The 24,572-nt window shown below is 55.1% G+C and carries 26 protein-coding genes and 1 riboswitch; of the genes, 18 read left to right on the forward strand and 8 right to left on the reverse strand.

Features of this window, described 5'->3' with window-relative positions; translation table 11 throughout:
* Positions 1-197: 197 nt before the first annotated feature.
* Positions 198-1,208: an NAD(P)/FAD-dependent oxidoreductase gene (locus A6764_RS05055; protein ID WP_065067183.1), complete on the reverse strand. Its 1,011-nt coding sequence runs from the start codon at positions 1,206-1,208 to the stop codon at positions 198-200.
* A gap of 335 nt (positions 1,209-1,543) precedes the next feature.
* On the opposite strand from A6764_RS05055, the gene A6764_RS05060 reads away from it, so the two are divergent.
* The 5 genes from A6764_RS05060 to A6764_RS05080 all read left to right on the forward strand — a co-directional run bounded on the left by A6764_RS05060 (position 1,544) and on the right by A6764_RS05080 (position 4,680).
* Positions 1,544-2,734 (forward strand): NAD(P)/FAD-dependent oxidoreductase, encoded by a 1,191-nt coding sequence (locus A6764_RS05060; protein WP_029098409.1) that lies wholly within the window; start codon positions 1,544-1,546, stop codon positions 2,732-2,734.
* A gap of 9 nt (positions 2,735-2,743) precedes the next feature.
* Positions 2,744-2,995, forward strand: coding sequence for a hypothetical protein (locus A6764_RS05065; protein WP_029098410.1), 252 nt, complete (start codon positions 2,744-2,746; stop codon positions 2,993-2,995).
* A 292-nt stretch (positions 2,996-3,287) separates the two neighbouring features.
* Positions 3,288-3,434 carry a YuiA family protein gene (locus A6764_RS05070; RefSeq protein ID WP_160297170.1) on the forward strand — a complete coding sequence of 49 codons (147 nt, stop codon included), beginning with the start codon at positions 3,288-3,290 and terminating at the stop codon, positions 3,432-3,434.
* Between the two features lie 163 nt (positions 3,435-3,597).
* A complete protein-coding gene (locus tag A6764_RS05075) occupies positions 3,598-3,858 on the forward strand; it encodes a YuiB family protein (RefSeq protein ID WP_029098412.1) in 261 nt (86 codons plus the stop codon).
* 204 nt (positions 3,859-4,062) lie between these two features.
* Positions 4,063-4,680 carry a 3D domain-containing protein gene (locus A6764_RS05080; RefSeq protein ID WP_029098413.1) on the forward strand — a complete coding sequence of 206 codons (618 nt, stop codon included), beginning with the start codon at positions 4,063-4,065 and terminating at the stop codon, positions 4,678-4,680.
* Positions 4,681-4,769: 89 nt separating this feature from the next.
* Here A6764_RS05080 and A6764_RS05085 read toward each other — a convergent pair whose 3' ends face one another.
* Complete coding sequence (locus A6764_RS05085) at positions 4,770-5,549, reverse strand: cobalamin-binding protein (RefSeq protein WP_065067182.1); 780 nt, start codon at positions 5,547-5,549, stop codon at positions 4,770-4,772.
* Between the two features lie 73 nt (positions 5,550-5,622).
* Positions 5,623-6,099, reverse strand: a complete 477-nt coding sequence (locus tag A6764_RS05090; protein WP_029098415.1) for a divergent PAP2 family protein — start codon at positions 6,097-6,099, stop codon at positions 5,623-5,625.
* Positions 6,100-6,239: 140 nt separating this feature from the next.
* On the opposite strand from A6764_RS05090, the gene A6764_RS05095 reads away from it, so the two are divergent.
* From A6764_RS05095 to A6764_RS05110, 4 genes are all read left to right on the forward strand, one after another.
* Positions 6,240-6,611 (forward strand): DUF309 domain-containing protein, encoded by a 372-nt coding sequence (locus A6764_RS05095; RefSeq protein WP_065067181.1) that lies wholly within the window; start codon positions 6,240-6,242, stop codon positions 6,609-6,611.
* A gap of 53 nt (positions 6,612-6,664) precedes the next feature.
* Positions 6,665-8,173 carry a leucyl aminopeptidase gene (locus tag A6764_RS05100; protein WP_065067180.1) on the forward strand — a complete coding sequence of 503 codons (1,509 nt, stop codon included), beginning with the start codon at positions 6,665-6,667 and terminating at the stop codon, positions 8,171-8,173.
* A gap of 15 nt (positions 8,174-8,188) precedes the next feature.
* Positions 8,189-8,617, forward strand: a complete 429-nt coding sequence (locus A6764_RS05105) for a CoA-binding protein (RefSeq protein ID WP_065067179.1) — start codon at positions 8,189-8,191, stop codon at positions 8,615-8,617.
* 243 nt (positions 8,618-8,860) lie between these two features.
* Complete coding sequence (locus A6764_RS05110) at positions 8,861-9,457, forward strand: sulfite oxidase-like oxidoreductase (protein WP_029098419.1); 597 nt, start codon at positions 8,861-8,863, stop codon at positions 9,455-9,457.
* 32 nt (positions 9,458-9,489) lie between these two features.
* Here the strand turns inward: A6764_RS05110 and A6764_RS05115 are convergent, their stop codons facing one another.
* Positions 9,490-9,759 (reverse strand): hypothetical protein, encoded by a 270-nt coding sequence (locus tag A6764_RS05115; RefSeq protein WP_044900436.1) that lies wholly within the window; start codon positions 9,757-9,759, stop codon positions 9,490-9,492.
* A 50-nt stretch (positions 9,760-9,809) separates the two neighbouring features.
* On the opposite strand from A6764_RS05115, the gene A6764_RS05120 reads away from it, so the two are divergent.
* Together A6764_RS05120 and A6764_RS05130 are read left to right on the forward strand one after the other, a co-directional pair.
* Complete coding sequence (locus tag A6764_RS05120) at positions 9,810-10,013, forward strand: hypothetical protein (protein ID WP_065067178.1); 204 nt, start codon at positions 9,810-9,812, stop codon at positions 10,011-10,013.
* Between the two features lie 530 nt (positions 10,014-10,543).
* Complete coding sequence (locus A6764_RS05130) at positions 10,544-10,801, forward strand: LexA family transcriptional regulator (protein WP_065067177.1); 258 nt, start codon at positions 10,544-10,546, stop codon at positions 10,799-10,801.
* 1,024 nt (positions 10,802-11,825) lie between these two features.
* Here the strand turns inward: A6764_RS05130 and A6764_RS05135 are convergent.
* The 4 genes from A6764_RS05135 to fdhA all read right to left on the reverse strand — a co-directional run bounded on the left by A6764_RS05135 (position 11,826) and on the right by fdhA (position 15,553).
* Positions 11,826-12,539 (reverse strand): hypothetical protein, encoded by a 714-nt coding sequence (locus A6764_RS05135; RefSeq protein WP_065067174.1) that lies wholly within the window; start codon positions 12,537-12,539, stop codon positions 11,826-11,828.
* Positions 12,536-13,057 carry a sigma-70 family RNA polymerase sigma factor gene (locus A6764_RS05140; protein ID WP_065067173.1) on the reverse strand — a complete coding sequence of 174 codons (522 nt, stop codon included), beginning with the start codon at positions 13,055-13,057 and terminating at the stop codon, positions 12,536-12,538. The genes A6764_RS05135 and A6764_RS05140 overlap by 4 nt, the downstream gene beginning before the upstream one ends.
* A 439-nt stretch (positions 13,058-13,496) precedes the next feature.
* The gene (locus A6764_RS05145) at positions 13,497-14,258 is read right to left on the reverse strand and encodes an MIP/aquaporin family protein (RefSeq protein WP_065067172.1); all 762 of its coding nucleotides are present in this window, start codon (positions 14,256-14,258) and stop codon (positions 13,497-13,499) included.
* 80 nt (positions 14,259-14,338) lie between these two features.
* Complete coding sequence (fdhA, locus tag A6764_RS05150) at positions 14,339-15,553, reverse strand: formaldehyde dehydrogenase, glutathione-independent (RefSeq protein ID WP_029098425.1); 1,215 nt, start codon at positions 15,551-15,553, stop codon at positions 14,339-14,341.
* 253 nt (positions 15,554-15,806) lie between these two features.
* On the opposite strand from fdhA, the gene A6764_RS05155 reads away from it, so the two are divergent.
* The 7 genes from A6764_RS05155 to A6764_RS05185 all read left to right on the forward strand — a co-directional run bounded on the left by A6764_RS05155 (position 15,807) and on the right by A6764_RS05185 (position 24,378).
* The gene (locus A6764_RS05155; RefSeq protein ID WP_065067171.1) at positions 15,807-17,528 is read left to right on the forward strand and encodes a sigma-54-dependent Fis family transcriptional regulator; all 1,722 of its coding nucleotides are present in this window, start codon (positions 15,807-15,809) and stop codon (positions 17,526-17,528) included.
* A gap of 225 nt (positions 17,529-17,753) precedes the next feature.
* A riboswitch (SAM riboswitch) is annotated at positions 17,754-17,870 on the forward strand.
* 152 nt (positions 17,871-18,022) lie between these two features.
* Positions 18,023-18,847 (forward strand): MetQ/NlpA family ABC transporter substrate-binding protein, encoded by an 825-nt coding sequence (locus A6764_RS05160; RefSeq protein WP_029098427.1) that lies wholly within the window; start codon positions 18,023-18,025, stop codon positions 18,845-18,847.
* A gap of 36 nt (positions 18,848-18,883) precedes the next feature.
* Positions 18,884-19,921: a methionine ABC transporter ATP-binding protein gene (locus A6764_RS05165; RefSeq protein ID WP_035299586.1), complete on the forward strand. Its 1,038-nt coding sequence runs from the start codon at positions 18,884-18,886 to the stop codon at positions 19,919-19,921.
* Complete coding sequence (locus A6764_RS05170; protein WP_029098429.1) at positions 19,921-20,583, forward strand: methionine ABC transporter permease; 663 nt, start codon at positions 19,921-19,923, stop codon at positions 20,581-20,583. Before A6764_RS05165 ends, A6764_RS05170 begins: the two co-directional genes overlap by 1 nt.
* A gap of 287 nt (positions 20,584-20,870) precedes the next feature.
* Positions 20,871-21,893, forward strand: coding sequence for an acyltransferase family protein (locus tag A6764_RS05175; protein ID WP_065067170.1), 1,023 nt, complete (start codon positions 20,871-20,873; stop codon positions 21,891-21,893).
* Between the two features lie 145 nt (positions 21,894-22,038).
* The gene (locus tag A6764_RS05180) at positions 22,039-22,764 is read left to right on the forward strand and encodes a stalk domain-containing protein (RefSeq protein ID WP_065067169.1); all 726 of its coding nucleotides are present in this window, start codon (positions 22,039-22,041) and stop codon (positions 22,762-22,764) included.
* 216 nt (positions 22,765-22,980) lie between these two features.
* Positions 22,981-24,378, forward strand: a complete 1,398-nt coding sequence (locus A6764_RS05185; protein ID WP_264622435.1) for a hypothetical protein — start codon at positions 22,981-22,983, stop codon at positions 24,376-24,378.
* The last annotated feature ends 194 nt before the right edge of the window (positions 24,379-24,572 follow it).

The raw sequence follows: 24,572 nt of genomic DNA on the forward strand, positions 1-24,572 counted from the left end.
GGATGGATCCCTCCTTTTTTGTGGCGTCGTTCTCTCCCTACTGTGCGCCGGGGCGGCATCCCCTATGCAGAGCGGCTGGCGCAGGCAAACGGGCCGTCCCACGCGGAAGGACGGGTGGGACGCTTGTTCGGGCTTGCCCGACAAAAAAAGCCCTGTCCAGCCGAAGATAACGGCTGGCAGGGCGCTGCTGCGAACGGTTACGACTTGAAATTGTCCATGCTGGAGGAGTGGCCGGGCTGCAGTTTCGCATCCGGATTGATGTAGGCGACCGCGTTGTTGACAGCGGTAGGCGCTTCGCCGAAGCCGACGGCGATCAGTTTGACCTTGCCCGGATAGGTGGCGATGTCGCCGGCCGCGTAGATCCCCGGAATGTTGGTCTCCATGCGGGAGTTGACGAGGATGCCCCCTTTTTCCAGTTCCAGTCCCCAGTTCTTGATCGGTCCCAAAGACGAGATGAAGCCAAAGTTGACGATGACCGCGTCCACTTCCAGGTCGCGCTCTTCTTTGGTGACGTTGTTGACGATCGTGAGTCGTTCGATGCGTTCGTCGCCGTGCAGGGCGGCGATTTCATACGGCGTGGTGACGTTGACGCTGGAGGCCATCAGCATTTCGACACTGTGTTCGTGAGCGCGGAACTTGTCGCGGCGGTGGATGAGAGTGACTTCCTTGGCAATCGGTTCGAGCATCAGCGCCCAGTCCACGGCGGAGTCGCCGCCGCCGATGACGGCTACGCGCTGTCCCTTGAAGGAGTTCAGATCGGTGACGAAATAGTGCAGGTTGGCTTTTTCGTACTTGGCGGCGTCAGGATGTTCCAGTTTGCGGGGCTCAAACGCGCCCACGCCGGCGGTGATGATGACGGCGCGCGAGTAGTGAATGCCTTTGTCGGTGGTGATTTCAAAAATGTCGTTCGGTTTCTTCTCGACGTTTTCCACCTTTTCCTCCAGGCAGACGGTCGGTTGAAACCGGGAGACCTGTTCTTTCAAATGGTTGATCAGGTCCTGGGCCAGCACTTTCGGAAACCCGGCCACATCGTATATGTATTTTTCCGGGTACAGGGCAGAAAGCTGTCCGCCAAGCTGCGGCATGCTTTCGATAATCTTTACGCTAACCTGGCGCATCCCGCCGTAAAACGCGGTGAACAAGCCGGCAGGGCCGCCTCCGATAATGGTAATGTCATACACCTGCTCGTCCTTTTGCAGAAGGTTCAATCTCAAGCACCTCCGAAATATTCTGAAAGCATCCTTTCCTATTATACCCATACCTGTAAACGAAAAAAAGAAGAGAAAAAACGGGGAGATGGGCAAAAATGACTTGAAAATCTTGTCGACTCCTTTTAATATGAGTGTGAATGTAACGAATTTGACAAAATTTTTTGTTTCCTGGATTGTGCTTTTTTTCACAGATTGGAGCACCGGATCTGGCAGGGCAATTATTCCGTTTATACAGGAGCGGTCGTTCAGGGCATCTTAAGCGTATCCAATCACGTGAAATTTCGCACAAACTTCCAGGGAATGCCTATCATAACACGAATGGAAGGGATACCATGAGCACACCCAAAATTCTCATCCTCGGCGCCGGATACGGAGGCCTGCTGACCACGCTGAAGCTGCAGAAAAAGCTGAACTACAACGAAGCGGAAATCACGCTGGTCAACAAGCACAACTACCACTACATCACCACCTGGCTGCACGAGCCGGCTGCCGGCACCGCTTCCGCCGACCACGCCCGCGTCAGCCTGGATCAGATCATCGACATGAACAAGGTGAACTTTGTAAAAGGCACCGTTCAGTCCATCCAGCCGGACGAACAAACCGTCACGCTGGAAAACGGCGAAGTGCTCAGCTATGACTACCTGGTGATCGGTCTGGGCAGCGAGCCGGAAACGTTCGGCATCCAAGGCTTGAAAGAATACGCGTTCAGCATCCGCAGCATCAACGCCGTGCGTCAGATCCGCGAGCACATCGAGTACATGTTCGCAAAGTACAAAAACGAGCCGGAGCGCACCGATTACCTCACCTTCGTGGTGGGCGGAGCCGGCTTCACCGGCATCGAGTTCTGCGGCGAGCTGGCCGACCGTGTTCCGGAGCTGTGCCGGGAGTTTGACGTCGATCCGGAACTGGTGAAAATCTACTGCATCGAAGCGGCGCCGACCGCTCTGCCGGGCTTTGATCCGGAGCTGGTCAGCTACGCGATGGACGTCCTGGGCCGCAAAGGCGTCGAGTTCAAGATCGGCACGCCGATCAAGGAGTGCACCGCAGATGGCGTCCTGCTGGCTACCGGCGAAGAGATCAAGTCGAAAACCGTCGTTTGGGCGGCGGGTGTGCGCGGCAACAGCATCGTGGAGAAATCCGGCTTCGAAGTCATGCGCGGCCGCGTGAAAGTAGACGAGTACCTGCGCGCGCCAGGCTACGAAAACGTGTTTGTCGTCGGCGACTGCGCCCTGATCTTTAACGCCGAGGGCCGTCCGTATCCGCCGACCGCCCAGATCGCCGTACAGGAAGGGGAAAACCTGGGCGACAACCTGGTGGCCCTGATTCGCGGCGAAGTGATGCAGCCGTTCGTTCCGGCGCTGCAGGGCACCCTGGCATCGCTCGGCAAAGGTGAAGGCATCGGCATGGTCGGCTCGAAAAAGCTGTTCGGCAGCACCGCCGCCCTGATGAAGAAGGCGAGCGACCTCCGCTACCTGTGGAAGATCGGCGGGGTCGGTCTGGCCATGAAAAAAGTGCGGTTGTAAGAGGCAGCCATGCGTCACGCCAGTATTCAGGTCAGAGGATTGCTGACGAGGGATGAGCTGGAGCGCTACAACGCGCTGATGGAGGTAGGCGCCTACCTGGAGGAACAGGGTCGCTACGACCTGGCCCAGCACGTGCAGCGCGAAGTCGACATCCTGATCCTGCCCGCGATCGAACGCCTGAAAGAAAAAGGGCGGGAGCGGGACCGGGAGAACCTCCGCTACATGATCGACAACGGCCTGCTCGACGCAGACGACGAGTAGCGCGAAGAAAAGGGCCGGCGAAACGCAGGCGGTTTGGGAAAGCAGGACAGACATGCACGAATGCCCCCGGCGAAATACCGGGGGTTTTTGTGGTGGTCTTCTGGATGGACTATGTAAGCGTGAGAAATAGACAGAAAAACCGGGATGCAGCCGCTTACATCCCGGTTTTTTTCCGTTTTCCGAGTGATTTTCCCGTTGTCGTGCCTGCGGATTCTTTGTTATAGTAAGACACATCCAAAAAATCAGAAAATACAATTTATTTCCCAAAGTGGATGGGAAAGGAGAGGTCACCATGAGAACCGAACAAGAACAATGCCCGTACTGCAAGGGGCAGGGGTATTTCCAACTGCTGCTGGGCGGCACCGAGAACTGTCCGGGCTGTGACGGCACCGGGACTCATTCCGAACCGATGACGGCCGCTTCTCCCGTCAAAGCGTAGCCGAAAGCCGACGAACGTCGGCTCTTTTGTTTGGGCCTGCACAGGGCGGTGCCGCTTTTGCGATTGACCTCCCCCGGGGATTGGGCTACACTAAAAAGCGGAAACGGACGTGGTTTGGACGCGAATGCCGATACGTCCAGAAGGCTGGAGGATTGAACGGGCGATGAGTTTGCTGCAATTTGTAGTGTCCATTGTGCTGTTTGCCGTGCTCGGTTTTGGCATCGGTTTTATCATAAACATGATTTTGCGGACGACCTGGCTGCCGGTGGTGCTCGTCATCGGCGTGGTGGTCGGGGCGCTGTTGTACAAAAAAATCGTTCCCGGCCCCTGGGACGCGATCATCCTGGGATGCGGCATGGCGGGCACGGTGGTCAGCGGCTGGACGATCCAAACGCTGCGGAAAAAAGGGTATCGGATGTTTTAACGACGGTTCGGGCGGGCCTTTTGCGGGGTCTGCCTTTTTCTGTTCAGGCTGCACAACCTTCTCGGCGACAGGAGCTTCCGCCTTCCGGCACGGGGCGGCTTTTTTGTGCCGCAAGATCCAGAATATTTTTGTAATGGGGTCATTTTGTGTATAGTTTCCTTCTCTTCGGGACAAGACTAGAACCGAGAGGAGGTTTTTTACAGAATGAATGGTAAGCGATTGGTGAGTATGATCGTCTTGGGCGTTACCGTACTGACCGGCTTCGCGACCGACGGATTGGGCTACAATGTGATGGGGGATCGCTCCGTCCAGACCGCATTCGGCGTCACGGAGACGAGGGATGGCAGGCAGGTCGTCAAGAAACGGACGGTTTCCACCAGCTCCTTCCTCCCGATGACCGACAAGAACGAACGGATGCTGGAGCAGTATCCCAAGGTTCGCGTCGTGGCGACGGGGTATTACGCCGGGTATGAATCGACGGGCAAACATCCGTCCCATCCGTCTTACGGCATTACATACTCGGGCGTGAGGGTTCGCCGGGATGAATACTCCACCATTGCCGCCGACCTGCGCGTGTTTCCGCTGGGAACGGTCCTGTACATACCCGGTTACGGCTACGGCGTGGTGGCGGACAAAGGAGGGGCCATTCGCGGCCACAAGATCGACCTCTATTTTGAAACCAAGCAGGATGTGTTCAAGCAGTGGGGCAAAAAAGCCCTGGACGTGTACGTCATCCGCCGCGGCGACGGCAAGGTGACGGAAGCGATGATGACCCGACTGAACGAAAAAGGAATCGCGGCAATGGCCGACCCCATCCACTGACTTTAGCGGGATGGGAACACACAAAAGGATTTGCCCCGGTGTTGATGCCGGCGGCAAATCCTTTGCTTGTGTACAGGGGAAACACGCTCTCAGGTGACGTCGTCCGGGTGCAGCAGCTTGACCAGGTGCTCCAACCCGTCCAGGATGCGGGGCGACGGGCGGCAGTAGAGTCCTTCTTCCAGCAGATGGACGCGCCCGCGGCGGATGGCGTCCATCTCCCGCCACTCGGGCCGGTCGGTGATCATCCCCGGTTTGATCCGGCGCAGCTCGATGCCGCACCAGACGACGCAGATGTGATCGGGATTCCGCTCCCGCACCATGTCGCGGGTCGCTTTGACATTGGCGCAGGGAAAGTCGGCGAACACGTTGACGCCACCGGCGATCTCGCTTACGTCCGTAAGCCAGTTGTCTCGTCCGGGGGTGTAGATCGGATTGGGCCACCATTCCCAGTAGAGCTTTGGCCGGGTGCCCCTCCGCGCTGCCGCCTGACGGATGGTTTCCACTCTTTCGGCAAATTGCTGGGCCAGCCGTTCGGCGGCCTGTTCCGTACCGGTGGCCTCGCCCACCAGCCGGATGTCCTGGGGGATGTCGGCGATCCGCGACGGATTCAGCACGAGATGGGGAATCCGCCGGGCGGCGAGTTCCTCTACGTTTTTTTCCATGCCCGGAACGCTGAGCGAGGCGACGACCAGATCGGGCCGCAGCGCCTCCACTTTCTCCATGTCGATGGACAGATCGGGTCCGACGCGCGGCAGGTGCTGCCATTCGCCCGGCCAGTCGGAGTGGTCGTCCAGACCGACCACCTGATCGCCCAGTCCCAGATAATAGAGGATTTCCGTATTGCTCGGACAAATGGAAACGATGCGCATGCTCTCCCTCCCCGAAACGGCGCTGCCCGGCTCCGTTTCCGGTGCGGGACAACTCCGGCGGTCTCCTGCCGCCCTACATCAACCTATGTGTGATCAGCGCGATCATGACACCCAGCCATCCGCCGATGAATACCTCGATCGGCTGGTGGCCGAGCAGTTCTTTCAGCTTTTGGGCCTTTTCCTGGTTGGGACGCACCTTGAAGGTCTTCATCCCCTCCAGCAGGTGGTTGAATTCGTCCACCAGCTTGTTCAGCACGACTGCCTGCATGCCGGCGTGGCGGCGGACACCGGCCGCGTCGAACATGACGATGACCCCGATAATGGCGGAGATGGCGAACATGCTGCTGCTGAACCCTTCCCGGATGCCCACGGCCGTCGAGAGAGCGGTCACTGCGGACGAATGGGAGCTGGGCATGCCGCCTGTGCTGAACATCAGCGACCACTGCCAGGTCCGGGTGGCGATGTAGTGAAGCGGGATTTTGATCAACTGGGCAATTCCTATGGCAATCAGAGCCGCCCATAACGGAAAGTTGTCGAGTATTGCTGCCATAGAAAGATCCATTCCTTTCTGCTGCGTCTGCGTTTATTGTAACAGAACGGCGTTTCGCTCATCCGTAAAGTTTTCGTCAGGATTTCGAGACCGGGCAATCTGTGTTACGATGGAAAGCGGAAGGACGGTGGCGGTTGACCATGCGATACCCCGAGCAGTACATACGGTTTATCGAAAAGTTCAACGCCGGCGAGTACTACGAGTGCCACGACCTGCTTGAGGAAATCTGGATGGAAGACAAATCGAACAAGTTTCTCCAGGGACTGCTGCAGATGGCGGTCGGGCTGTATCACTTCTCCGGCGGCAACGTCAAGGGTGCGCGCCTGATGTTTGCCAACGCCCGCAAATATCTGGCCAGATACGGTCCGCGCCACTGGGATCTCGATGTCGACGCCATTCTCCGTTTTCTCGACGACTGCACGGCCGCGCTGCCACAGGCGGACGCCATTCCGTACACGGAAGCGAAAGCCATCCCGTTTCCTTCCCTGCATCTGAGTCTGGGCACACGCTGAGGCATGCATGTGCCCGTAGTTTTATCCTATCATAGAGAAAGAAGGAAGGGTATATGAACGTCACGGTAGAAAAACGGAGCGAATGGTGGACCGTTCCGTGCGATGAGCTGGTGATCCCGCTGTGGAAAGAGGAGGAGCTGGCGCAGGTGTATCCGGATCTGGATCAACGGTTTGCAGGCGGGCTGGCCGCGCTGCAGCGGGACAAGGAAATCAGCGGGGAGGCCAAGGCGGTGGCCGTCGTTCACACGATGGGCCGGCTTGTGGCCAAAAAGCTGATCGTCATCGGCATGGGTGACCGGGAGAAGGCCGACTTCGTCTCCATCCGCGCCGCCTGGGGGCGGGCCGCCAAGACGGTGGGAGGCAAAGGCAGCGGCAAAACCGTGGCCGTGGATCTGCGCGGCGGGCGGAAGCTGTCGACCGGCCGCTTCGCGCAGGCGGTGACGGAGGCGTTTTGCCTGGCGGCGTATCACTACGAAGGCTATCGGCAAAAGCCGAAGCGGGAGACGGAGCCGCTGGGGACGGTGCAGCTTCTCGTCGGCAGCGACGAGGAAGCGGCCAGCGCCATGCTGGGCGTGATGCGCGGCGAAGCGCTGGCGCAGGGAACCAACTTGGCGCGGACGCTGGTCAACGAACCGGGCAATTACCTGACGCCGCGCGCCCTGAAAGACGCGGCGGTGGCCGTGGCCGAACGCTACGGTATGGCGTACGAGGTGCTGACAAAAGATAAGCTGGAGGAAATGGGCATGGGCGGCGTGCTGGCCGTCGCCAGGGGCAGCGCGGAAGAGCCGTACGTCGTCGCGGTGAAATACCAGGGAACAGAGACCTGGGAGGACGTGATCGGCCTGATCGGCAAAGGCGTCACCTTTGATACCGGCGGCATTTCCATCAAGTCGGTTGCCGGCATGGAAGACATGAAGTCCGACATGGGCGGAGCGGCTGCCGTGATCGGGGCGTTGGAAGCGCTGGGCCAGCTCAAGCCCCGGGCGAACGTGCTCGCGGTCATCGGCTGCGTGGAAAACATGCCGTCGGGAACGGCCTACAAGCCGGGGGACGTGATTACCACGATGAGCGGCAAGACGGTGGAAATCATCACGACCGACGCCGAGGGACGGATGGTCCTGGCCGACTGCATCACCTACGCCAAGGAACAGGGCGTCTCCTGCCTGGTGGACGCCGCCACCCTGACCGGCGGGATCGTCGTCGCCCTGGGCCACTACTGCTCCGGCGCGATGACCAACGACGAGGCGCTCGTCGGCGAACTGCTGTCCGCGGCCGAGCAGGCCGGGGAACGCCTCTGGCAGCTGCCGATGTTTGAGGAGTATCGCGAGTTGAACAAAAGCCGCTATGCCGATCTGAAAAACTCGGGCGGCCGTTACGGCCACTGCATCATCGGCGGAGCCTTTTTGCGGGAGTTCGCGGGTGATACCCCGTGGGTCCACCTGGACATTGCCGGCACGGCGTACACCGGCAGCGCGGGCGACATGCAGCCGGCGGGCGGAACCGGCGTCATGGTCCGCACGCTTGCCCAATTTGTGCTGAACCGCAGCCAATCCAATGCGTAAAGGAGTTGTCAAGCCATGTTCCACAATCCGAGTGACGAACGCCGCCGCCAACTGCTGGAGGAGGCGAAAACCATCGCGGTGGTCGGCCTTTCCAACAAGCCGGAGCGCACCAGCTACATGGTCGCGGCCGCCATGCAAAACGCGGGCTACCGCATCATTCCGGTCAACCCGACGATTGCCGGCGAGACAGTGCTGGGCGAAAAAGCGGTCGCTTCCCTGAGCGAGATCGACGAGCCGGTTGACATTGTCAACGTGTTTCGCCGCAGCGAGGACGTGCCGCCGGTCGCCGAGGAAGCGGTCAAACTGAAACCCAAGGCCCTCTGGCTGCAGCAGGGGATCGTCAGCGAAGAGGCGGCCGCGCTGGCGAAACAGCACGGCATCGAGGTCATCATGGACCTGTGCATCAAGGTGGATCACGCCCTCCTGCGCGTGGGGAAAAAATAGACCGGCGGACGCAGCCGTCCGGCAGCGGACTGCGTGCGGGTTGTTGTCCCGTATTCGCGAGGGACGTCCCCCCGCACATTGGCGGGGGTGTTTTTCTTGCAGCGACCTGCGGGATATGGTAAGAAGGTGGTATACCTACAACGAGTCGTTCCCGTATGGCTGGCCGCTCTCCGCACATACTACGCGGGACGGCGTTTGCGCCCGGGAATCGATCACGCCTGTCGGACAAAGGAGTGAAGCCCCATGTTTACCAACAAGACCCTGGAAACCAGGCATGACCGCGTGCCTCCCAATCAGAAAGTGACGACCGGCTTTCCCGTCCTGCACTACGGCGATGTGCCGGAGTACACCGATTTGGCGACCCAGTGGAGCTTTCGCATTTTCGGCCTGGTGGAGCAGGAAGTGACGCTTACCTATGAGCAGATCATGGCCCTGCCCAAAGCGCAGGTGACCAACGACATTCACTGCGTCACTGGCTGGAGCAAGCTGGACAACGTCTGGGAAGGCATTCCCGTGGAAGAAATCGTGAAGCTGGTCAAGGTGAAGCCGGAGGCCAAATACGTGATGCTGCACGCCGAATTCGGCTGGACGGCCAACATGCCGCTGGACGACTTCCTCAAGCCGGGCAACCTGTTTGCCTTCAAGCACAACGGACAGGATCTCACCCCGGAACACGGCTGGCCGCTCCGCTTCGTCATCCCGCACCTGTACTTCTGGAAGAGCGCCAAGTGGGTGCGCGGCGTCGAGTTTTTGGAAAAAGACAAGCAGGGGTTCTGGGAGAAGAACGGGTATCACATGTACGGCGACCCGTGGCGCGAACAACGTTTCGCTTGGGATTAACTGGAATGAAGAAGAGGCGGAAATCCGCCTCTTCAGTTCGTTTTCAGTGAAATAATCTCAGCTGGGGCTCTTCGACCTGGACCTCCAACTGCCTCTCCAGTGACGTCTATGGTAATCTCCGAGAAGAGGGTTTGCATGATCATTTTTTTGTGATCCGGCTCAAGAAAGGACCAGTTCTCTTTCAGACTTTTGGCTACTTCTATGACCTCATTGGGGGAGAGTTTTGGTTGCTGTTTCTCAAATAAGGTCTCAACCTGCAGTTGTTGACGAATGGTCTCTTCTCGTTCGTTTTCTTCTTGCATACGTTGTTTGAGATCGTCAGGCCGTAAAGTACGTGCAGGACGACCTTCCCTTGGTGGTGTCGTCAGATACCTTTCTGATCGTGTATGGGGCGTATCTTCGTCTACTCGGCAAAGCAGCGTTCACCAAGGAGAGAGAAGCCGCCAAGGAGCTGCGGCGCGCCGGCATCACCATAATGGGCCAGAAGAGCGACCGTAGCGAGCACTTCGTCATGTGGCGGCAGGTGGTCAGACCAATTTCCATAATTTATGCATGAATGTATAATCCTCTCCATCCGATAAACAGGGTGAAGAGGTAAGTCCTCTACGAAATGTTCTTGGGGTAATGAATTGAGGCAGTCAAATTGTGCAGGAGACTGTCTCCTTTTTTTCATTCAAGCACCAATTGAGGATATTCTTTACTCACTTACCATCAATAATCTAAGGAAATTCCAATTGTCAGTAATTATAATAACATCATTCACGTACTACTTCTCCGATCATCTTTAGATGGTCGGAGTTTTTTTATGAGTCAACCCCCTCTCCAGGTGTCTTTATTTTTTACATGTTCGCCTCGTGTTCGTATTGCAGAGGGGAACGAATATGCTCGGGAACTTAAAACGCTATATGAGCAGAGGTCAGCTTGTCGAGATCATCTATTTGGATCGCCACGGCCGAACGTCGAAGCGAACAGTCCGGATACATGAGATCAGCAGCGGCCGGGTGAAAGCCTACTGCTTTGCACGTAGGGCGTTCCGTGTATTCTCCGTTGACAACATCCTTGCCGTTGCCCCAGTGGTGAAACGTCATGCTGCAGGATATTGAACGGAAAGTTCTGCACATCATTGCCAATTTCTCAGTTGGGCGCCGGCGCACGCCGACAGTGGATGAGTTGTGCGTGAAAACCGGCCGCAGCCGCAGCGGCGTGTTGGAGGTGCTGGCCGCATTGGCCCGGGAAGAGTACATCGAATGGGATCGATCACACCCGGACGACATCAAGTTGCTGGAAGCATGGGAAAAGAAAAAGGGGGATCATCCCCCCGTAGTCTTATATAACCAAAGTTGAAATAGCAGCAATTATTACGGCTACCGCTAAGTTAATACTTATTAACTTCCAGTCAAAGAAGGCACGTAATCCCTCGTTTTTAATTATAGAGAAATATAGGGAAAAGAGAATATATACAATAAAGACTCCTTGTAACCCTAAATAAAAATTGTGTACAAAGTTGTCCATGGAAAATTTCTCCTCAAGTATTCAATCATGTAAAAAACATAAGATTACCACTGATGATATGGGGGTGTTTATGAGAATCGTACGTTTTTTTGCTTCATCAGGTGTCGTTTATCTCATCAGTGCCATTGTATATATCGTTAGTATTGTACCTGTTGAATCTTTTCGTGAAGAGGGAGTCCATAAGTTTATTGCGTTTATGCTGTCATTTTATTTACTTCCGGTTTGTTACGCTGGGTGCTTAATCGGAGAATTAGTATATACATTTGCGTCCAAAATAAATAGCCGCATTATTGGAACCATTATCTTTGCGTTAACAGGTGCAATGTATTCGTATTTGATTCATAAATTTGTGTTGCATAGAAACCCAATCGACATGTTTTTTTACACAGCTGTTTTGGGATCAATATCCTTTTACTGGGCCCATTTCATTAACAGTAAAAAACACAGTATACAACTTTCGATGTTTCCGGGGTATGTTCTAGTCTTGTTTTTCATTTTTATTGCGTTTTAACAACTCGTGTTGTTCGTTTCACTGAGAAGCGTTCACCTTTGCCGGCCGGTTTTACACCTGGACGGGGCCCGACGTTAGGACACATCACACCCGTACGATCATTATCACCCGGCCTAACGACGGCCTTGATTAGCTTCATTTAGGGATTGTCAAAAACATCCCCATCTCAATAAACCCCTTCTATGTAGACAGTAAAGGATAAACTCCCTTCCTGTTACCTTGGAGGGGATTTTCCATGGGGACTACCTGAGCCCGGTTTAATACCGAGCCCAGAGTCTGTTTACTTGAGAGGGTAAGACCCCAATGGGACATGAATTGTTTTGAAACAAAGGACAGAAGCAGCAGTTAGGAACGCTTCACAGAAACAGCAACCTTCCAATCCCCTTCTATTTTTAAAGGCGAGTCAGCTTTTTTCTGTCCGAAGAATGAACGGATCTTCAACGTAAAACGCTCATTGTTATTGAAGAAGCCAGCATCAAGGAGAAGGTTTGCCTGAAACACTCTTTCATTCGCTTTCGGACTTTTTACTTCGGAAAGAAGTTTGTCACGATCTTTTATATCAAATTCATAACGGTTGTCTGATGCAGCCTGGACGGTAATTTGGTTGTTGGTCAAAGACTCTCCTGAACTTCCCACAACCTCGAAATCGCCGAAAGTAAGAACCTCTATCGTACTGTAAGGCGGTTTCGTAATGTCTTGTAGGGTAACCGTTACTGGCACAATAATCGTTTCAGATTGTACAGTGGCTGAATTCGCCTCGACCTTAATTTCATCCGTAGCTTGGGAATATTGTGTGTCTACCACCTCGTTCTTCCAGTTGACGATATCCCTGAAATATCCACGTACAGATGAAGCCAGACTGGAATCGTTCAAAGCAATAATGGCAGACACCAAAACGGCAGCCGAAACGATTCCGCCCCATACGCGTTTCTTCCCAATGATCCTCTCGCTATGTCGCTCTTCTAATTTCGCTTGTTGGATACCCATTTTACTTCTGTGATGAAGATCTGGCGGAATCTCAATTTTTTCCATTTCCTCTTTCAGGGTGCTTCTTTTCATGAACGCTCCTCCTCCCTTAAAATTCCACGAAGTTTTTCCAAGGCTCTATACAAAATGGTTTTGGTTGTACCCAAGGGGAGTTCTAACATCTGAGCGATATCCTTCAACGTGTAGTCTTGATAAAACCTCAGCAAGACCACACTTTTTTCATTCACATCTAATTTTTCAAGCACATCTTTTAATGTGATGGAAAGAGGAAGATCCTCATCCATTGAATGAAAAAAATCCAATTGTTCCGGCTTCAATGGAACGACTTTCTTTCGTTTCTGAAGCAAGTTGATCGAACAGCTCATGGTAATTTTCGTTACCCATGTTTTAAAGTATCGGGGTTCCCGTAATGTCTTGATTGACTTGAAGGAGCGATAAGCCGCCTCTTGAACAATATCGAGGGCATCTTCTTGATTTTTCACATAGACAAAAGCGATCCTGTACATCATTTCTTCGTATTGTTGAAACAATGCAAGGTAAGCCGTTTCATCGCCCTGCTGCGCTTTTTTTACTAAGGTAACAGCATCCATTCCGTTTCCCTCCTTTCATGCGCTTTTTTACTAAGGAAACAACCTCTATTCCGTTTCCACTCCCTGACACTTATTAGACCAATCATCCTTATGTTTGGCTTTGGTTGTAAAGGGGGAAAAATTGTCTGATTGCTTATGGGTTCTGGTGCTGCAGGCCGCAGTCTGCCTCCCTTTTCTGTGGCCTTCCCATTCCGTCTCAACTGCAAACGGCCGGTGCAGTGATGATGGCATACGCAGGTTGATCTTGCCGCTGTCCTCCGCCTACGGTTCCGGGATCCAAAATAGGGTGCTGGCAGTCAATCCCTTACGCCTGCGCGGCCCGCGGAAAAAGCAGCCTTTCGCGTGGGATGGAAGCATGGAAAAAGGGCTGTCTGCGACGAGACAGCCCTTCTTCTTTGATAAACAATGGGGGAAGCCAGAGACTTTTTCTGCTCACCTGTTACCTGCCTGTATCTGTGGTTCTCCCGGAAGCGGCACCGCGCGCAGGCGCAGAAATCGCCTCATAGGTGAAGGCAGCCAGGACGGCGCCGAGCAGGGGACCGATCACATAGACGGGAAAATGGCTCCAGTCCACGGTTCCGCCTGCCAAACTGTCCACCACGTAAGGGCCGAAGGTTCGGGCCGGATTGAAGGAGGAACCCGTCGGTCCGGCCGTCATCATGATGATGCCGCCAACCGTCAGGCCGATGACCAGTCCCGCGAATCCGTGGGGCGCCCGCGAATCGACGGCCACTCCCATTATGACAAGCATCAGAATAAAGGTCTCCAGCGCTTCGATGGCAATGCCCTGCACGTATCCGGTGGTCGGCGAAAGGACGGTGGCGCCGAGATTTCCGATGACGGCTCCGTCCGTGCCCAGCACGACCAGGATCAATAGGGCGCCCGCGATTCCTCCCGCACACTGCGCCGTCACGTAGGCGGGGACGTCCCTCCAGGAAAAGCGTCCCGCCGCCGCCAATCCGATGGTCACCGCCGGATTGATGTGGCACCCGGATACGTTTCCAAAGGTGTAGATCATCGCGGTGACGATGATGGCAAAAGCCAGGCTGATGACGCCGATATCGGCCAACGTGGTGGGGTGATTCGCCTTTGCCGACAGGATTCCGTGAAAGGCGGCACTGCCCGGGCCGATGAGCACCAGCAGGGCCGTACCGACAAACTCAGCGAGACTCCGCCTCCATAAAGCAGGTGGATGCTCCATGGTCACACCACCTTTCCTTCGCACCATTCCTGCAACCGATGGAATCCCCGCCGGGGACAGCCTCACGCAGGCGGAGGGCGTTACTTGACCAAGCCATGGGGATCAATCACGTATTTTCTCGCCGCCCCTTTATCAAAGTCGCTGTAGGCTTTCGGGGCTTCGTCCAGCGAAATTTTGGTGGCATTGACCGCTTTGGCGATCTGCGCCTTGCCATGGAGGATGGCCATCATCAACTCGCGGTGGTATCTCATGACCGGCGTCTGTCCGGTGACAAAGGTATGGGCTTTTGCCCAGCCCAGGCCGATGCGAATTTTCAATGTCCCCACCTTGGCCTCCTCGTCCACGGCGCCAGGATCACCCGTCACGTACAGCCCCGGGATGCCGAGTCGGCCTGCGGCTCTGGTAATTTCCATAATGGAGTTGAGCACGGTGGCGGGTGCCTCGGAATGGTCGCGACCGTGACCGTGCGCTTCAAAACCAACGCAGTCGATCGCGCAATCCACTTCGGGAACGCCCAGAATGTGTTCAATTTGTTCTCCCAGGTTGTCGTGTTCACTCAGGTTGATGGTTTCGCATCCAAAGCTTCTCGCCTGTTCCAGCCGGGCGGGATTCAAGTCGCCGACAATGACGACGGATGCGCCCAACAGTTGGGCGGAATGGGCAGCGGCAAGCCCAACCGGCCCTGCTCCGGCGACGTAGACGGTAGAGCCGGGACGCACGCCGGCACTGACGGCACCGTGGTACCCTGTCGGGAAAATATCCGACAGCATGGTCAGATCGAGGATTTTTTCCATCGCCTGATCCTTGTCGGGGAATGCCAGCAGTTGAAAGTCTGCATAGGGAACCATGACGTATTCCGATTGACCGCCTACCCAGCCGCCCATGTCGACATACCCGTAGGCAGATCCGGGACGATCCGGGTTCACGTTCAGGCAGACATGGGTATTTTGTTCCTTGCAGTTCCGGCAACGTCCGCAGGCAATGTTGAACGGCACGGAAACGAGGTCGCCTTTTTTGATGAATTCCACATCGCGTCCGACCTCGATCACCTCTCCCGTAATTTCGTGGCCCAGGACGAGTCCGGGGGGCGCCGTGGTGCGGCCGCGCACCATGTGTTGGTCGCTTCCGCAAATGTTTGTCGTCACCACCTTCAGGATCACGCCGTGGTCACATTTGCGGCCGACGTTCAGCGGATTCACCCCCGGCCCGTCCCGCAGTACCAAATCCGGAAACGAAATGTCCTGCACCTCTACCTTGCCTGGTCCCATGTAGACGACTCCCCGGTTGCTTGCCATGCCAATTCCTCCTTACTTATCATGAATGGGATTGCGCAGGACATGTAAAGCAAAAGGCATGCCAGACCCAGATCGCCGATCGTGACAGCGCTTTCGCAGAGGGGGATGGTGAACTGCTCCACTTTGAAACAACAAACTGCGCAAATATTGAGCAAATATACAAATATTTTGTGATATACTGGGTGTGCACCATCCCATTGCTTGTTTGGAGGTGATCCTGTTGTCATCTCTTACGCCTCTGGAAGAGCAGCAAATGATACAGCGTTCGTGGAAACGATGCTATTCGTTTGGATTCACACCGATGGATGCCGTCGAGGATGAGCTCCTTCCCGACCGACAGGTACACGAATTGCTGCAGGAGAATCACGCTTTGCTTTGCCACGTGGCCGCCGTGTTTGAGAAGTTGACCCCCTCTCTCAGGAAAAGCGGCCAAATCGCGCTGCTGGTCGATCGCCAGGGAGTCGTGCTCCATACACGAAGCGATCCCGACTTTGACAGCCAGGCCAAAAAGCTGCACCTGCGCGTAGGGGCGAATTGGCATGAGAAAAAGAAGGGGACAAACGCGATGGGAGTCGCCCTGGAGGAGAAAATGTCCGTGCGTATTCACGGCGAACAGCACTTCTTTGTTCAGAACCGGTTTCTCACGTGCGCCGCGTCCCCCCTGTTTACGCCCGCCGGTGAACTGGCAGGGGCGATCAACATCAGTGCGACGAGGGACCAATTCCATCCCTTTCTCTCCTCGCTTGTGCAGTTCATTGCGGAATCCGTGCAAAACCGCCTTCTGCTGGAAGAGGTCAAGCACGAACACCTCATCACCCTGAAGGAACTGGAACACACGTCCAATCGGCTTCATACCCCGCTTCTGACCCTCGACGGCGACAACCGCATCATTCGTGCGAATCAAGCGGCACGGCGCATACTGGGAAAGGATTGCGTGGGCAAGGAATTCCGAGAGAAAAAGGGGTTCGTAATCGAATCCATCGTGGACCATACGCGCAAAATCTGGCGGTCTGTTGCGGTGCTCACGAAGGATGCGGCCAGACAGCCGCTGCACACATTTGAGCGGATAGCGGGCTCTTGTCCCAGTCTGCAGAGCGCCAAGGCGCTGGCACAAAAAGTGGCGGAAACGGATCTGTCCGTTCTTCTCTTGGGCGAAACGGGAACGGGCAAAGAACTGTTTGCCCAATCCATTCATTCCGCCAGTTTGCGAGCGCGGCATCCGTTTATTGCCGTCAACTGCAGCGCCATTCCGGAAACGATCATCGAAAGCGAACTGTTCGGATACGAGGGAGGTGCCTTCACGGGAGCGAAAGCCGAGGGGAATATCGGGAAAATCGAAGCGGCGCATCAGGGAACGCTGTTTTTGGACGAGATCGGCGACATGTCCCTCCGTGCCCAGGCGGCGCTGCTCCGCGTCCTGCAGGAGAAAGTGGTTACCCCGGTGGGCAGTGTGAAAAGCAAACCGGTCGATGTCCGCATCATCGCGGCAACAAACAAGGACCTGCGGGAAGAGATCAAGGCGAATCGATTCCGGGCCGACCTCTACTACCGATTGAAAGGAATTCAGATAACCCTGCCGCCGCTTCGCAAGCGGAGCGATGTGATTGAGCTGGCGGAACATCTTCTCCGGACGATGAGCGGCTCTGCTGCGATCACACTTTCCGCGGAAGCACAGACAAAGCTGCGTGCCTATTCGTGGCCGGGAAACGTACGGGAGCTGTACAGCGTGTTAAACCAGGCGGTCTTCTTGGCGGAAGGGAATTCGATCGGTCCCGAACATCTTCAGTTTGAAACGGAAGAACGGGAGGAGGAACATCAACAAAAGGTTCCTTCCTTACCGGTTTTGGAAAAAGAGGCGATCGAGCAGTCGCTTCGATTGGCCCGCTGGAATATCAGCAAGGCAGCCCGAATGCTTCAGATCAGCCGCAATACGCTCTATCGCAAAATGCAGGAGTACAAGATCTTTCAACCGTAGCGATTCGGCCAAGGACTGTTCGTGGATCGCTTCGGCGACTCGCTCGGGGGACCAAGGAGAGGCGGCTTTCCGCCTCTTTCGTTCGTTTTGCGACCTGATTCGATTCGTTTTGACAATTTTCAATACATAGCGACAATAAACGATAAAGTCATTGACAGACACCTGCGGACACGTTATAATCCAACTAATCAAATCGGAATTGCACTTACAACTGGATAGGATGATCTCTTATGAAGAGAGGTGGAGGGACTGGCCCTGTGAAGCCTCGGCAACCTAAACGAACATTTGTGGTGCCAAATCCAACGGATCGATTCCGCTAGGTTCGATTCCGAAAGATAAGAGAGGTATTTACGCAGCAGGCGGCTTGCTGCCCTTACCTCTTCTTTGTAAGAGGTTTTTTTATTGAAAGGAGAGGATGCGTTCACATCGACGCCGTTGTTTTCCCATCATGCATTCATACATCGTTTCATCGGAGAAAAGGAGAGAAGACCATCATGAAAAAAACGCGTTTCTTGTTGATCATGCTGCTTGTGATCGCCACGCTGCTTTCCGCCTGCGGAGGAAACAAGTCGGACAATTCGGCCGCACCGGCTGGGGAAAAAACAACGATCAAAGTGGGCGTCACCGCCGGCCCGCACGAACAAATCCTCAACAAGGTAAAGGAAGTGGCCAAAAAAGAAGGATTGGACATCGAAGTCGTCGTGTTCAACGACTACGTTCTTCCCAATCAGGCGCTGGATAAAGGAAACATTGACGTAAACAGCTTTCAAACCATTCCGTTTTTAGAGAAATTTAACGAAGATCACAAAACTCATATTGTCGAAATTGGCAAAACCGTCACCTTCCCGATGGGGATTTACTCCACCAAGTACAAGAAGGTGGAGGACATCCCGGAAGGCGGCACGGTCGGCATCCAAAACGACCCGACCAACCGGGCGCGCGCCCTGCAGCTCTATCAGGCCGCGGGATTGATCAAGCTGAAAGACGGCGTCGGCAACAAAGCAACGCCGCAGGACATCATCGAAAACCCGAAAAAGCTGGTCTTTAAAGAACTGGAGGCGGCACTGCTCGCCCGGACGCTGAAAAGCCTGGACGCGGCAAGCATCAACACCAACTTTGCGATGGAAGCGGGGTACAACCCGAAAAAAGACGCGATTTTTGCCGAAGGGCCGGACTCCCCGTACGTCAACATTCTCGCCGTAAACGAGAAGGACAAGGACAACCCTGTCTATCAAAAACTGGTCAAGATCTACCGCTCGGAGGAAGTCAAGAAGTTCATCGAGGAAGAGTTTTCCGGATCGGTGCTCCCTTCTTGGTAAGGAGGGAAACGTCCCAACAGGGAGGAGCATGGGCAGATGATACAGCTAACGAATATTCACAAGACGTACAAGGTTGGCAGCAAACAGGTGGAAGCACTGAAAGGCGTAACGCTCCACGTCAACAAAGGCGAAATTTTCGGCGTGATCGGGTTCAGCGGAGCAGGGAAAAGCACCCTGCTCCGAACGATCAACCTGCTGGAAAAGCCGACAAGCGGATCGGTCGTGGTCAACGGGCAGGACATGCTGAAGCTGTCCGAGAAGGAACTGCGCCACGCCCGCAAAAAGATCGGCGTCATTTTTCAGCACTTTAACCTGCTGTCGTCGTACAACGTTTTTGACAACGTCGCCGAAATTCTCAGGATGAATCGGGTGCCGAAAGAGCAGATTCGAAAAAAAGTGGAGGAACTGCTGCGCCTGGTAGGGTTGGAAGACAAGGCGAGCGCCTACCCCTCCCAATTGTCGGGCGGGCAGAAACAGCGGGTGGGGATAGCCCGGGCGCTTGCCATGGATCCGGAAATCCTGCTGTGCGACGAGGCGACCTCGGCGCTTGACCCGCAAACCACGGAGTCGATTCTTGACCTGCTTTTGGACATCAACCAAAAGTTTAACCTGACGATTGTGCTGATCACCCACGAGATGCAGGTGATCAAAAAAATCTGCGACCGCGTGGCCATTATGGAAAACGGGGTCATCATCGAGCAGGGAACGGTATTGGATGTCTTCAGCAATCCGCAGCAGCCGACGACGCGCAACTTTATCAAGACGGTCTTTGATGACCAGGTCCCGAAAGAGATGCTGGCCAAAATCAAGAACGCCGGTCCCAGCGCGTACATCCTGCGCGTCGCGTTCCGCGGAGATGCGGCCCTCGATCCCGTTCTGGGAACGCTTGCCTCCCGCTATCCGGTCAGGACAAACCTGCTGTACGGGTCGATCAGCTCGATAAAAGGAACCGCGCTCGGCATCCTGCTGCTGCATATTTCCGGTGAAGAAAAAGCGGTGCAGGAGGGAATCGCTTATCTGCGCGAGTCCGTGTACCGGGTGGATGTCGTATCGCAAGAGGAGGTGGGGAGATAATGGATCGACTGGTGGAACTGCTGCCGCTGTTTTATCAATCTTTTGAAGAAACGGTGATCATGGTCGGGATCTCCTTGTTCATCTCCACACTGCTGGGCATTCCGCTGGGGGTGCTGCTGGTCATTACCCGTCCGGATCACCTTGCCCCCAACAAGTGGGTCTATCACAGTCTCAACGTCATCATCAACGTGATTCGCTCGCTTCCCTTCATCATTTTGATGGTGGCGATCATCCCGTTCACAGAGTTTGTCGTCGGCACCTCCATCGGGGTTGAGGGCGCGATCGTGCCGCTTATCGTGTATACCACGCCGTATATCGCCCGCCTGATGGAAACGGCGCTGCTCGAAGTGGACCGGGGCGTGATTGAGGCGTATCAGGCAATGGGCGCTTCCCGCTCGCAAATCATTTTCCGCATCATGATTCGCGAAGCCAGACCGGGCATTGTCTTGTGTCTGACCATCGCGACCATCGGCCTGATCGGGGCGACGGCGATGGCGGGAGCGGTTGGCGCGGGCGGTCTGGGTGATTTGGCGCTGCGCTACGGCTATCAGCAGTGGGATATCGAAGTGATGATCATGACGGTCATCATTCTGATCTGCCTGGTGCAGGCAATCCAATCGCTCGGCAACTGGGCGGCCAAAAAGCTGAAGAAAACCGCGTAAGCCAATTGGCTTCCGGCACACATCTCCACCCGCGTCGATGACTGGCGCGGGTCATTCCGTTTCGGTATCCCGGTATCCGTGCCGGCTGTCTGTTGTACGGCGCGTGAAAAGGTCACAACAAGGGAAAACGGCTATCGCTGCTTGGTCCAGAGAGCAGACCGGGCAGCGATAGCCGTTTTCAAATCTGAATCAAAATTTGTTATTTTATACTAAAACCGTTTTCCAAAAGCAGAGGGCTCGGGCAGCTTGGGACACGACCGGCAATCCCTATACAAAGGAGCGTGGAGATGGGAAGAGAGTCGCGATTGTTCAAATCGCTTTTCCTTACGCAGTTGTTGTCGTCCTTTCTCGTGTTTTCGGGGCATTACACGGCTTTGGTGCTTCAGTACGACAGTGCTTTCTGGGTCACGGCCCTGAATCAGTTGAGTCGGTACGGCACCGTTCTGCTGGCCATGATCAGCGGGTTTTTTACGGCCCATACCTTTGAGACCAAACAGCCCACAGCGCGGCAGTACTTTTCCGGGAAGCTGCTGTATATCGTCGTGCCCTTCCTGAGCGCCGGAGTGGTTTACCACTATTTGCTCTTTGCCGAATGGCCGCATACGAAAGAAGCGTTTGTCCATATTCTGCTGGGAAAGACGGGCGACCAGCTCTACTTTCTGTTCATGCTGTGCCAGTACTACGTCTTTGCCTACCTGTTTCGAAACATCATCACCAAACAAAACATCACGGTCCTGATCTGGCTGTTCATGGCGCTCCAATTCGTGTACATTCACTACCTTCATCACGGATGGCTGGGGTTGACGACGCGCCATTTCTTTCCCGCCTGGATCTTCACCTTTTACCTGGGCCATCTGCTGTATTGGTACCGGCATGAGACGATGCAATTCCTGCGAAAGCATCGGGGGCTGCTGCTCGCCTGTACGCTGCTGTCCGTCGTGAGCACGGTCCTGTTTGTCCTGTCCGACACCATCTATGTGGCGGTTCACCTGCGATTCGTGTTGGTTGCGTTTGTTTCCCTGATCGTGCTGCTGATGGTCCTGGAGCGCTGGGCCGATTCCATTCCCGTCCGGTTCCGGAAAGGGCTCACGCTGTTCATCTATTTGTCCCATTCGGCCGTCATGATCTGCTGCAACCTCGCGCTGATCAAGCTGACGGGGGACCTGTCGTGGATTTTCGCCAACATCTGGTTTACGCTGCTCTATCTGCTGGTGATCTACGCGGGCACCGTGTTCCTGTCGTGGGGACTGGCCCGGATCATGCACACCGTGGAAAGCATGACGCGAAAAATGCGCCAGGTGAGCGGGTGATGGTCTGCGCAAAGAATGTCCGATTTCAAAGAGAATTCAAAAAAAGAAACGGTACACTGGGCTTGTACCGGAACGGTACCAAAATCAGGAATGGCTGAAGGGGTGAGACATGGTGTTGAAAAAAACCAAGGGGGAGGGATCTGGCATGTGGAAAAAAACGTCGGCCGTTGTCCTGTCCTCCGTGCTGCTGGCAGGCGTCCTGGCGTCCAGTTCCGATGCCGCGGTCGCGACCAAGAACGTGCAGGTCAAATACAACAATGTGAAAGTGACGTATAACGGTCAGCTTGTTCCCACCGACATCGAACCGTTTTTGATCAACGGCACGACCTACATTCCTCTGCGGATGATGGCCGGTGTGTTTAACAAGAACGTGGCGTGGGACGGGAACACGTATACCGTGAGCGTCACGGACAAGGAGGACCCGCGGATTGCCTCCCTGCAGGCGGAAATTGCGCAAAAGGATGCCCGGATTGCCGAACTGGAGAAGAAATTGCAGGATGCGGAGGACGAACTGGCGAGCGCCGATGACGATGACGTCGATGACCGGATCGACGAGCTGGAAGATGACCTGAACGATGACTACGGGGATTATGAGGATCTGGAATGGTCGATTTACCTGAGCGGTGACGAGGACGACATTGACGTGGAGATCGAAGTCGACCTCGACGAGTACCAGGACGAATACGACGATCTTACTACCAGCGACATCGAGGATCTGGTGGAAAACATCTGCAGCGATATCTGGGATGAATTCGAGGATGCGGACATCGATGGGGTTATTATTGACATCTCCGACGACGATTATGAACTGCACGACTTCTTCGGCGATGCCGACAGCGGCGACATTGAATTGGACGGAGAAGAGATCTGAATGAATACCCCGGGGGGAAACCCCGGAGGACACTTACGACAGGGAACCCGCTGAAAAGCAGCGGGTTCTCTTTTTGCATGCGTTCCCCCGACACACAACTCTTCCACGATCATTCCTACAGTTTTCCACAGTTCTCAAAGGCGAATCAAAAATTGAGACTCTACACTAAAGCTGTACCTAGGTACAAGTCCAAAATGATGGAAAGGGTGAAGCAGCATGTTCAGCAAAGCAAAAATCGGAATGCTTTTGGGAGCAATGGCTACGGCGTTGAGCGTCGGCAGTATCGGAAGCGTCTACGCCGCGGCCGACAATCAGCCGTCTGCGGAACAAAGCGTCAAGATCGAACGGCAGGGCTGGTTCAAAGTGGGGAAACCCGGAGAAGGAAAAGTGATTGTGAAAGGGCCGTCCCTCTGGGAAAACGCCGATCTGCTGGCTCTGCTGAAGCTGGATGAAGAGAAACTGCAAACCGAGCTGAAAGCCGGCAAGTCCCTGGCCGACGTGGCCAAGGAGCAGGGCGTTTCCACGGATGAACTGGTCAGCCTCTTGACCAAGCAGGAGGAAGAACACCTGGCAGCGGCGGTGAAAGAGGGCAAGCTGACGCAGGAGCAGGCTGACAAGCTGAAGGAGACCATTTCCGAGCGGGTGCAGCACATTGTGGAAGACACCCATCCGGGAAAAGGATTTGGGAAGTTCATCGTAAAGTTCCCGGGGTTCGGCCACAATGAAGAACTGCTGGCGCTGCTGAAGCTGGATGAAGAGAAGCTGCAAAGCGAGCTGAAAGCCGGCAAGTCGCTGGCTGAAATCGCCAAGGCCCAGGGCGTTTCCACGGATGAGCTGGTCAGCCTCTTGACCAAGCAGGAAGAACACCTGGCAGCGGCGGTGAAAGAAGGCAAGCTGACGCAGGAGCAGGCTGACAAGCTGAAGGAGACCATTGCCGAGCGGGTGCAGCACATTGTGGAAGGCACTCATCAGGGAAAAGGCTTTGGGAAGTTCATCGTAAAGTTCCCGGGATTCGGCCGCAATGAAGAACTGCTGGCGCTGCTGAAGCTGGATGAAGAAAAGCTGCAAAGCGAGCTGAAAGCCGGCAAGTCGCTGGCTGAAATCGCCAAGGCCCAGGGCGTTTCCACGGATGAGCTGATCAGCCTCTTGACCAAGCAGCAGGAAGAACACCTGGCAGCGGCGGTGAAAGAAGGCAAGCTGACGCAGGAGCAGGCTGACAAGCTGAAGGAGACCATTGCCGAGCGGGTGCAGCACATTGTGGAAGGCACTCATCCGGGAAAAGGCTTTGGGAAGTTCATCGTAAAGTTCCCGGGATTCGGCCGCAATGAAGAACTGCTGGCGCTGCTGAAGCTGGATGAAGAAAAGCTGCAAAGCGAGCTGAAAGCCGGCAAGTCGCTGGCTGAAATCGCCAAGGCGCAGGGCGTTTCCACGGATGAGCTGGTCAGCCTCTTGACCAAGCAGCAGGAAGAACGCCTGGCAGCAGCGGTGAAAGAAGGCAAGCTGACGCAGGAGCAGGCGGACAAGCGAAAAGAAGAGATCGAGAACGTGGTGAAAAAGCTGATCGAGCGGACCTTTCCCGCCGGTCACGCCGAAAAGACCGTGGTAGAACCGTAATTTCTGAAACGGGAGAAAAGAGGGCAGGTGAGCGATCACCTGCCTTTTTCAAATCTGTTTCAAAAAAACGGATGGTTTACTAATAAAATGGGAGAGTACGGTCACAAGCACAATTGGTGTAGTATAGATGAAAAAGGAAATGCGTTCCCTCCCGGCGTCTCCCGGACGCAGACGGGAGGGGGATTGGAGCAGGA

The organism is Brevibacillus sp. WF146, assembly GCF_001673705.2.
Taxonomy (GTDB): domain Bacteria; phylum Bacillota; class Bacilli; order Brevibacillales; family Brevibacillaceae; genus Brevibacillus; species Brevibacillus thermoruber.

Excerpts from the sequence above, each read along its gene's own strand:
- A6764_RS05060 (WP_029098409.1), top strand. The coding sequence starts at position 1,544 with ATGAGCACACCCAAAATTCTCATCCTCGGCGCCGGATACGGAGGCCTG.
- A6764_RS05065 (WP_029098410.1), top strand. The coding sequence starts at position 2,744 with ATGCGTCACGCCAGTATTCAGGTCAGAGGATTGCTGACGAGGGATGAG.
- A6764_RS05070 (WP_160297170.1), top strand. The coding sequence starts at position 3,288 with ATGAGAACCGAACAAGAACAATGCCCGTACTGCAAGGGGCAGGGGTAT.
- A6764_RS05075 (WP_029098412.1), top strand. The coding sequence starts at position 3,598 with ATGAGTTTGCTGCAATTTGTAGTGTCCATTGTGCTGTTTGCCGTGCTC.
- A6764_RS05080 (WP_029098413.1), top strand. The coding sequence starts at position 4,063 with ATGAATGGTAAGCGATTGGTGAGTATGATCGTCTTGGGCGTTACCGTA.
- A6764_RS05085 (WP_065067182.1), bottom strand. The coding sequence starts at position 5,549 with ATGCGCATCGTTTCCATTTGTCCGAGCAATACGGAAATCCTCTATTAT.
- A6764_RS05090 (WP_029098415.1), bottom strand. The coding sequence starts at position 6,099 with ATGGCAGCAATACTCGACAACTTTCCGTTATGGGCGGCTCTGATTGCC.
- A6764_RS05095 (WP_065067181.1), top strand. The coding sequence starts at position 6,240 with ATGCGATACCCCGAGCAGTACATACGGTTTATCGAAAAGTTCAACGCC.
- A6764_RS05100 (WP_065067180.1), top strand. The coding sequence starts at position 6,665 with ATGAACGTCACGGTAGAAAAACGGAGCGAATGGTGGACCGTTCCGTGC.
- A6764_RS05105 (WP_065067179.1), top strand. The coding sequence starts at position 8,189 with ATGTTCCACAATCCGAGTGACGAACGCCGCCGCCAACTGCTGGAGGAG.
- A6764_RS05110 (WP_029098419.1), top strand. The coding sequence starts at position 8,861 with ATGTTTACCAACAAGACCCTGGAAACCAGGCATGACCGCGTGCCTCCC.
- A6764_RS05115 (WP_044900436.1), bottom strand. The coding sequence starts at position 9,759 with ATGCAAGAAGAAAACGAACGAGAAGAGACCATTCGTCAACAACTGCAG.
- A6764_RS05130 (WP_065067177.1), top strand. The coding sequence starts at position 10,544 with ATGCTGCAGGATATTGAACGGAAAGTTCTGCACATCATTGCCAATTTC.
- A6764_RS05135 (WP_065067174.1), bottom strand. The coding sequence starts at position 12,539 with ATGAAAAGAAGCACCCTGAAAGAGGAAATGGAAAAAATTGAGATTCCG.
- A6764_RS05140 (WP_065067173.1), bottom strand. The coding sequence starts at position 13,057 with ATGGATGCTGTTACCTTAGTAAAAAAAGCGCAGCAGGGCGATGAAACG.
- A6764_RS05145 (WP_065067172.1), bottom strand. The coding sequence starts at position 14,258 with ATGGAGCATCCACCTGCTTTATGGAGGCGGAGTCTCGCTGAGTTTGTC.
- fdhA (WP_029098425.1), bottom strand. The coding sequence starts at position 15,553 with ATGGCAAGCAACCGGGGAGTCGTCTACATGGGACCAGGCAAGGTAGAG.
- A6764_RS05155 (WP_065067171.1), top strand. The coding sequence starts at position 15,807 with ATGATACAGCGTTCGTGGAAACGATGCTATTCGTTTGGATTCACACCG.
- A6764_RS05160 (WP_029098427.1), top strand. The coding sequence starts at position 18,023 with ATGAAAAAAACGCGTTTCTTGTTGATCATGCTGCTTGTGATCGCCACG.
- A6764_RS05165 (WP_035299586.1), top strand. The coding sequence starts at position 18,884 with ATGATACAGCTAACGAATATTCACAAGACGTACAAGGTTGGCAGCAAA.
- A6764_RS05170 (WP_029098429.1), top strand. The coding sequence starts at position 19,921 with ATGGATCGACTGGTGGAACTGCTGCCGCTGTTTTATCAATCTTTTGAA.
- A6764_RS05175 (WP_065067170.1), top strand. The coding sequence starts at position 20,871 with ATGGGAAGAGAGTCGCGATTGTTCAAATCGCTTTTCCTTACGCAGTTG.
- A6764_RS05180 (WP_065067169.1), top strand. The coding sequence starts at position 22,039 with ATGTGGAAAAAAACGTCGGCCGTTGTCCTGTCCTCCGTGCTGCTGGCA.
- A6764_RS05185 (WP_264622435.1), top strand. The coding sequence starts at position 22,981 with ATGTTCAGCAAAGCAAAAATCGGAATGCTTTTGGGAGCAATGGCTACG.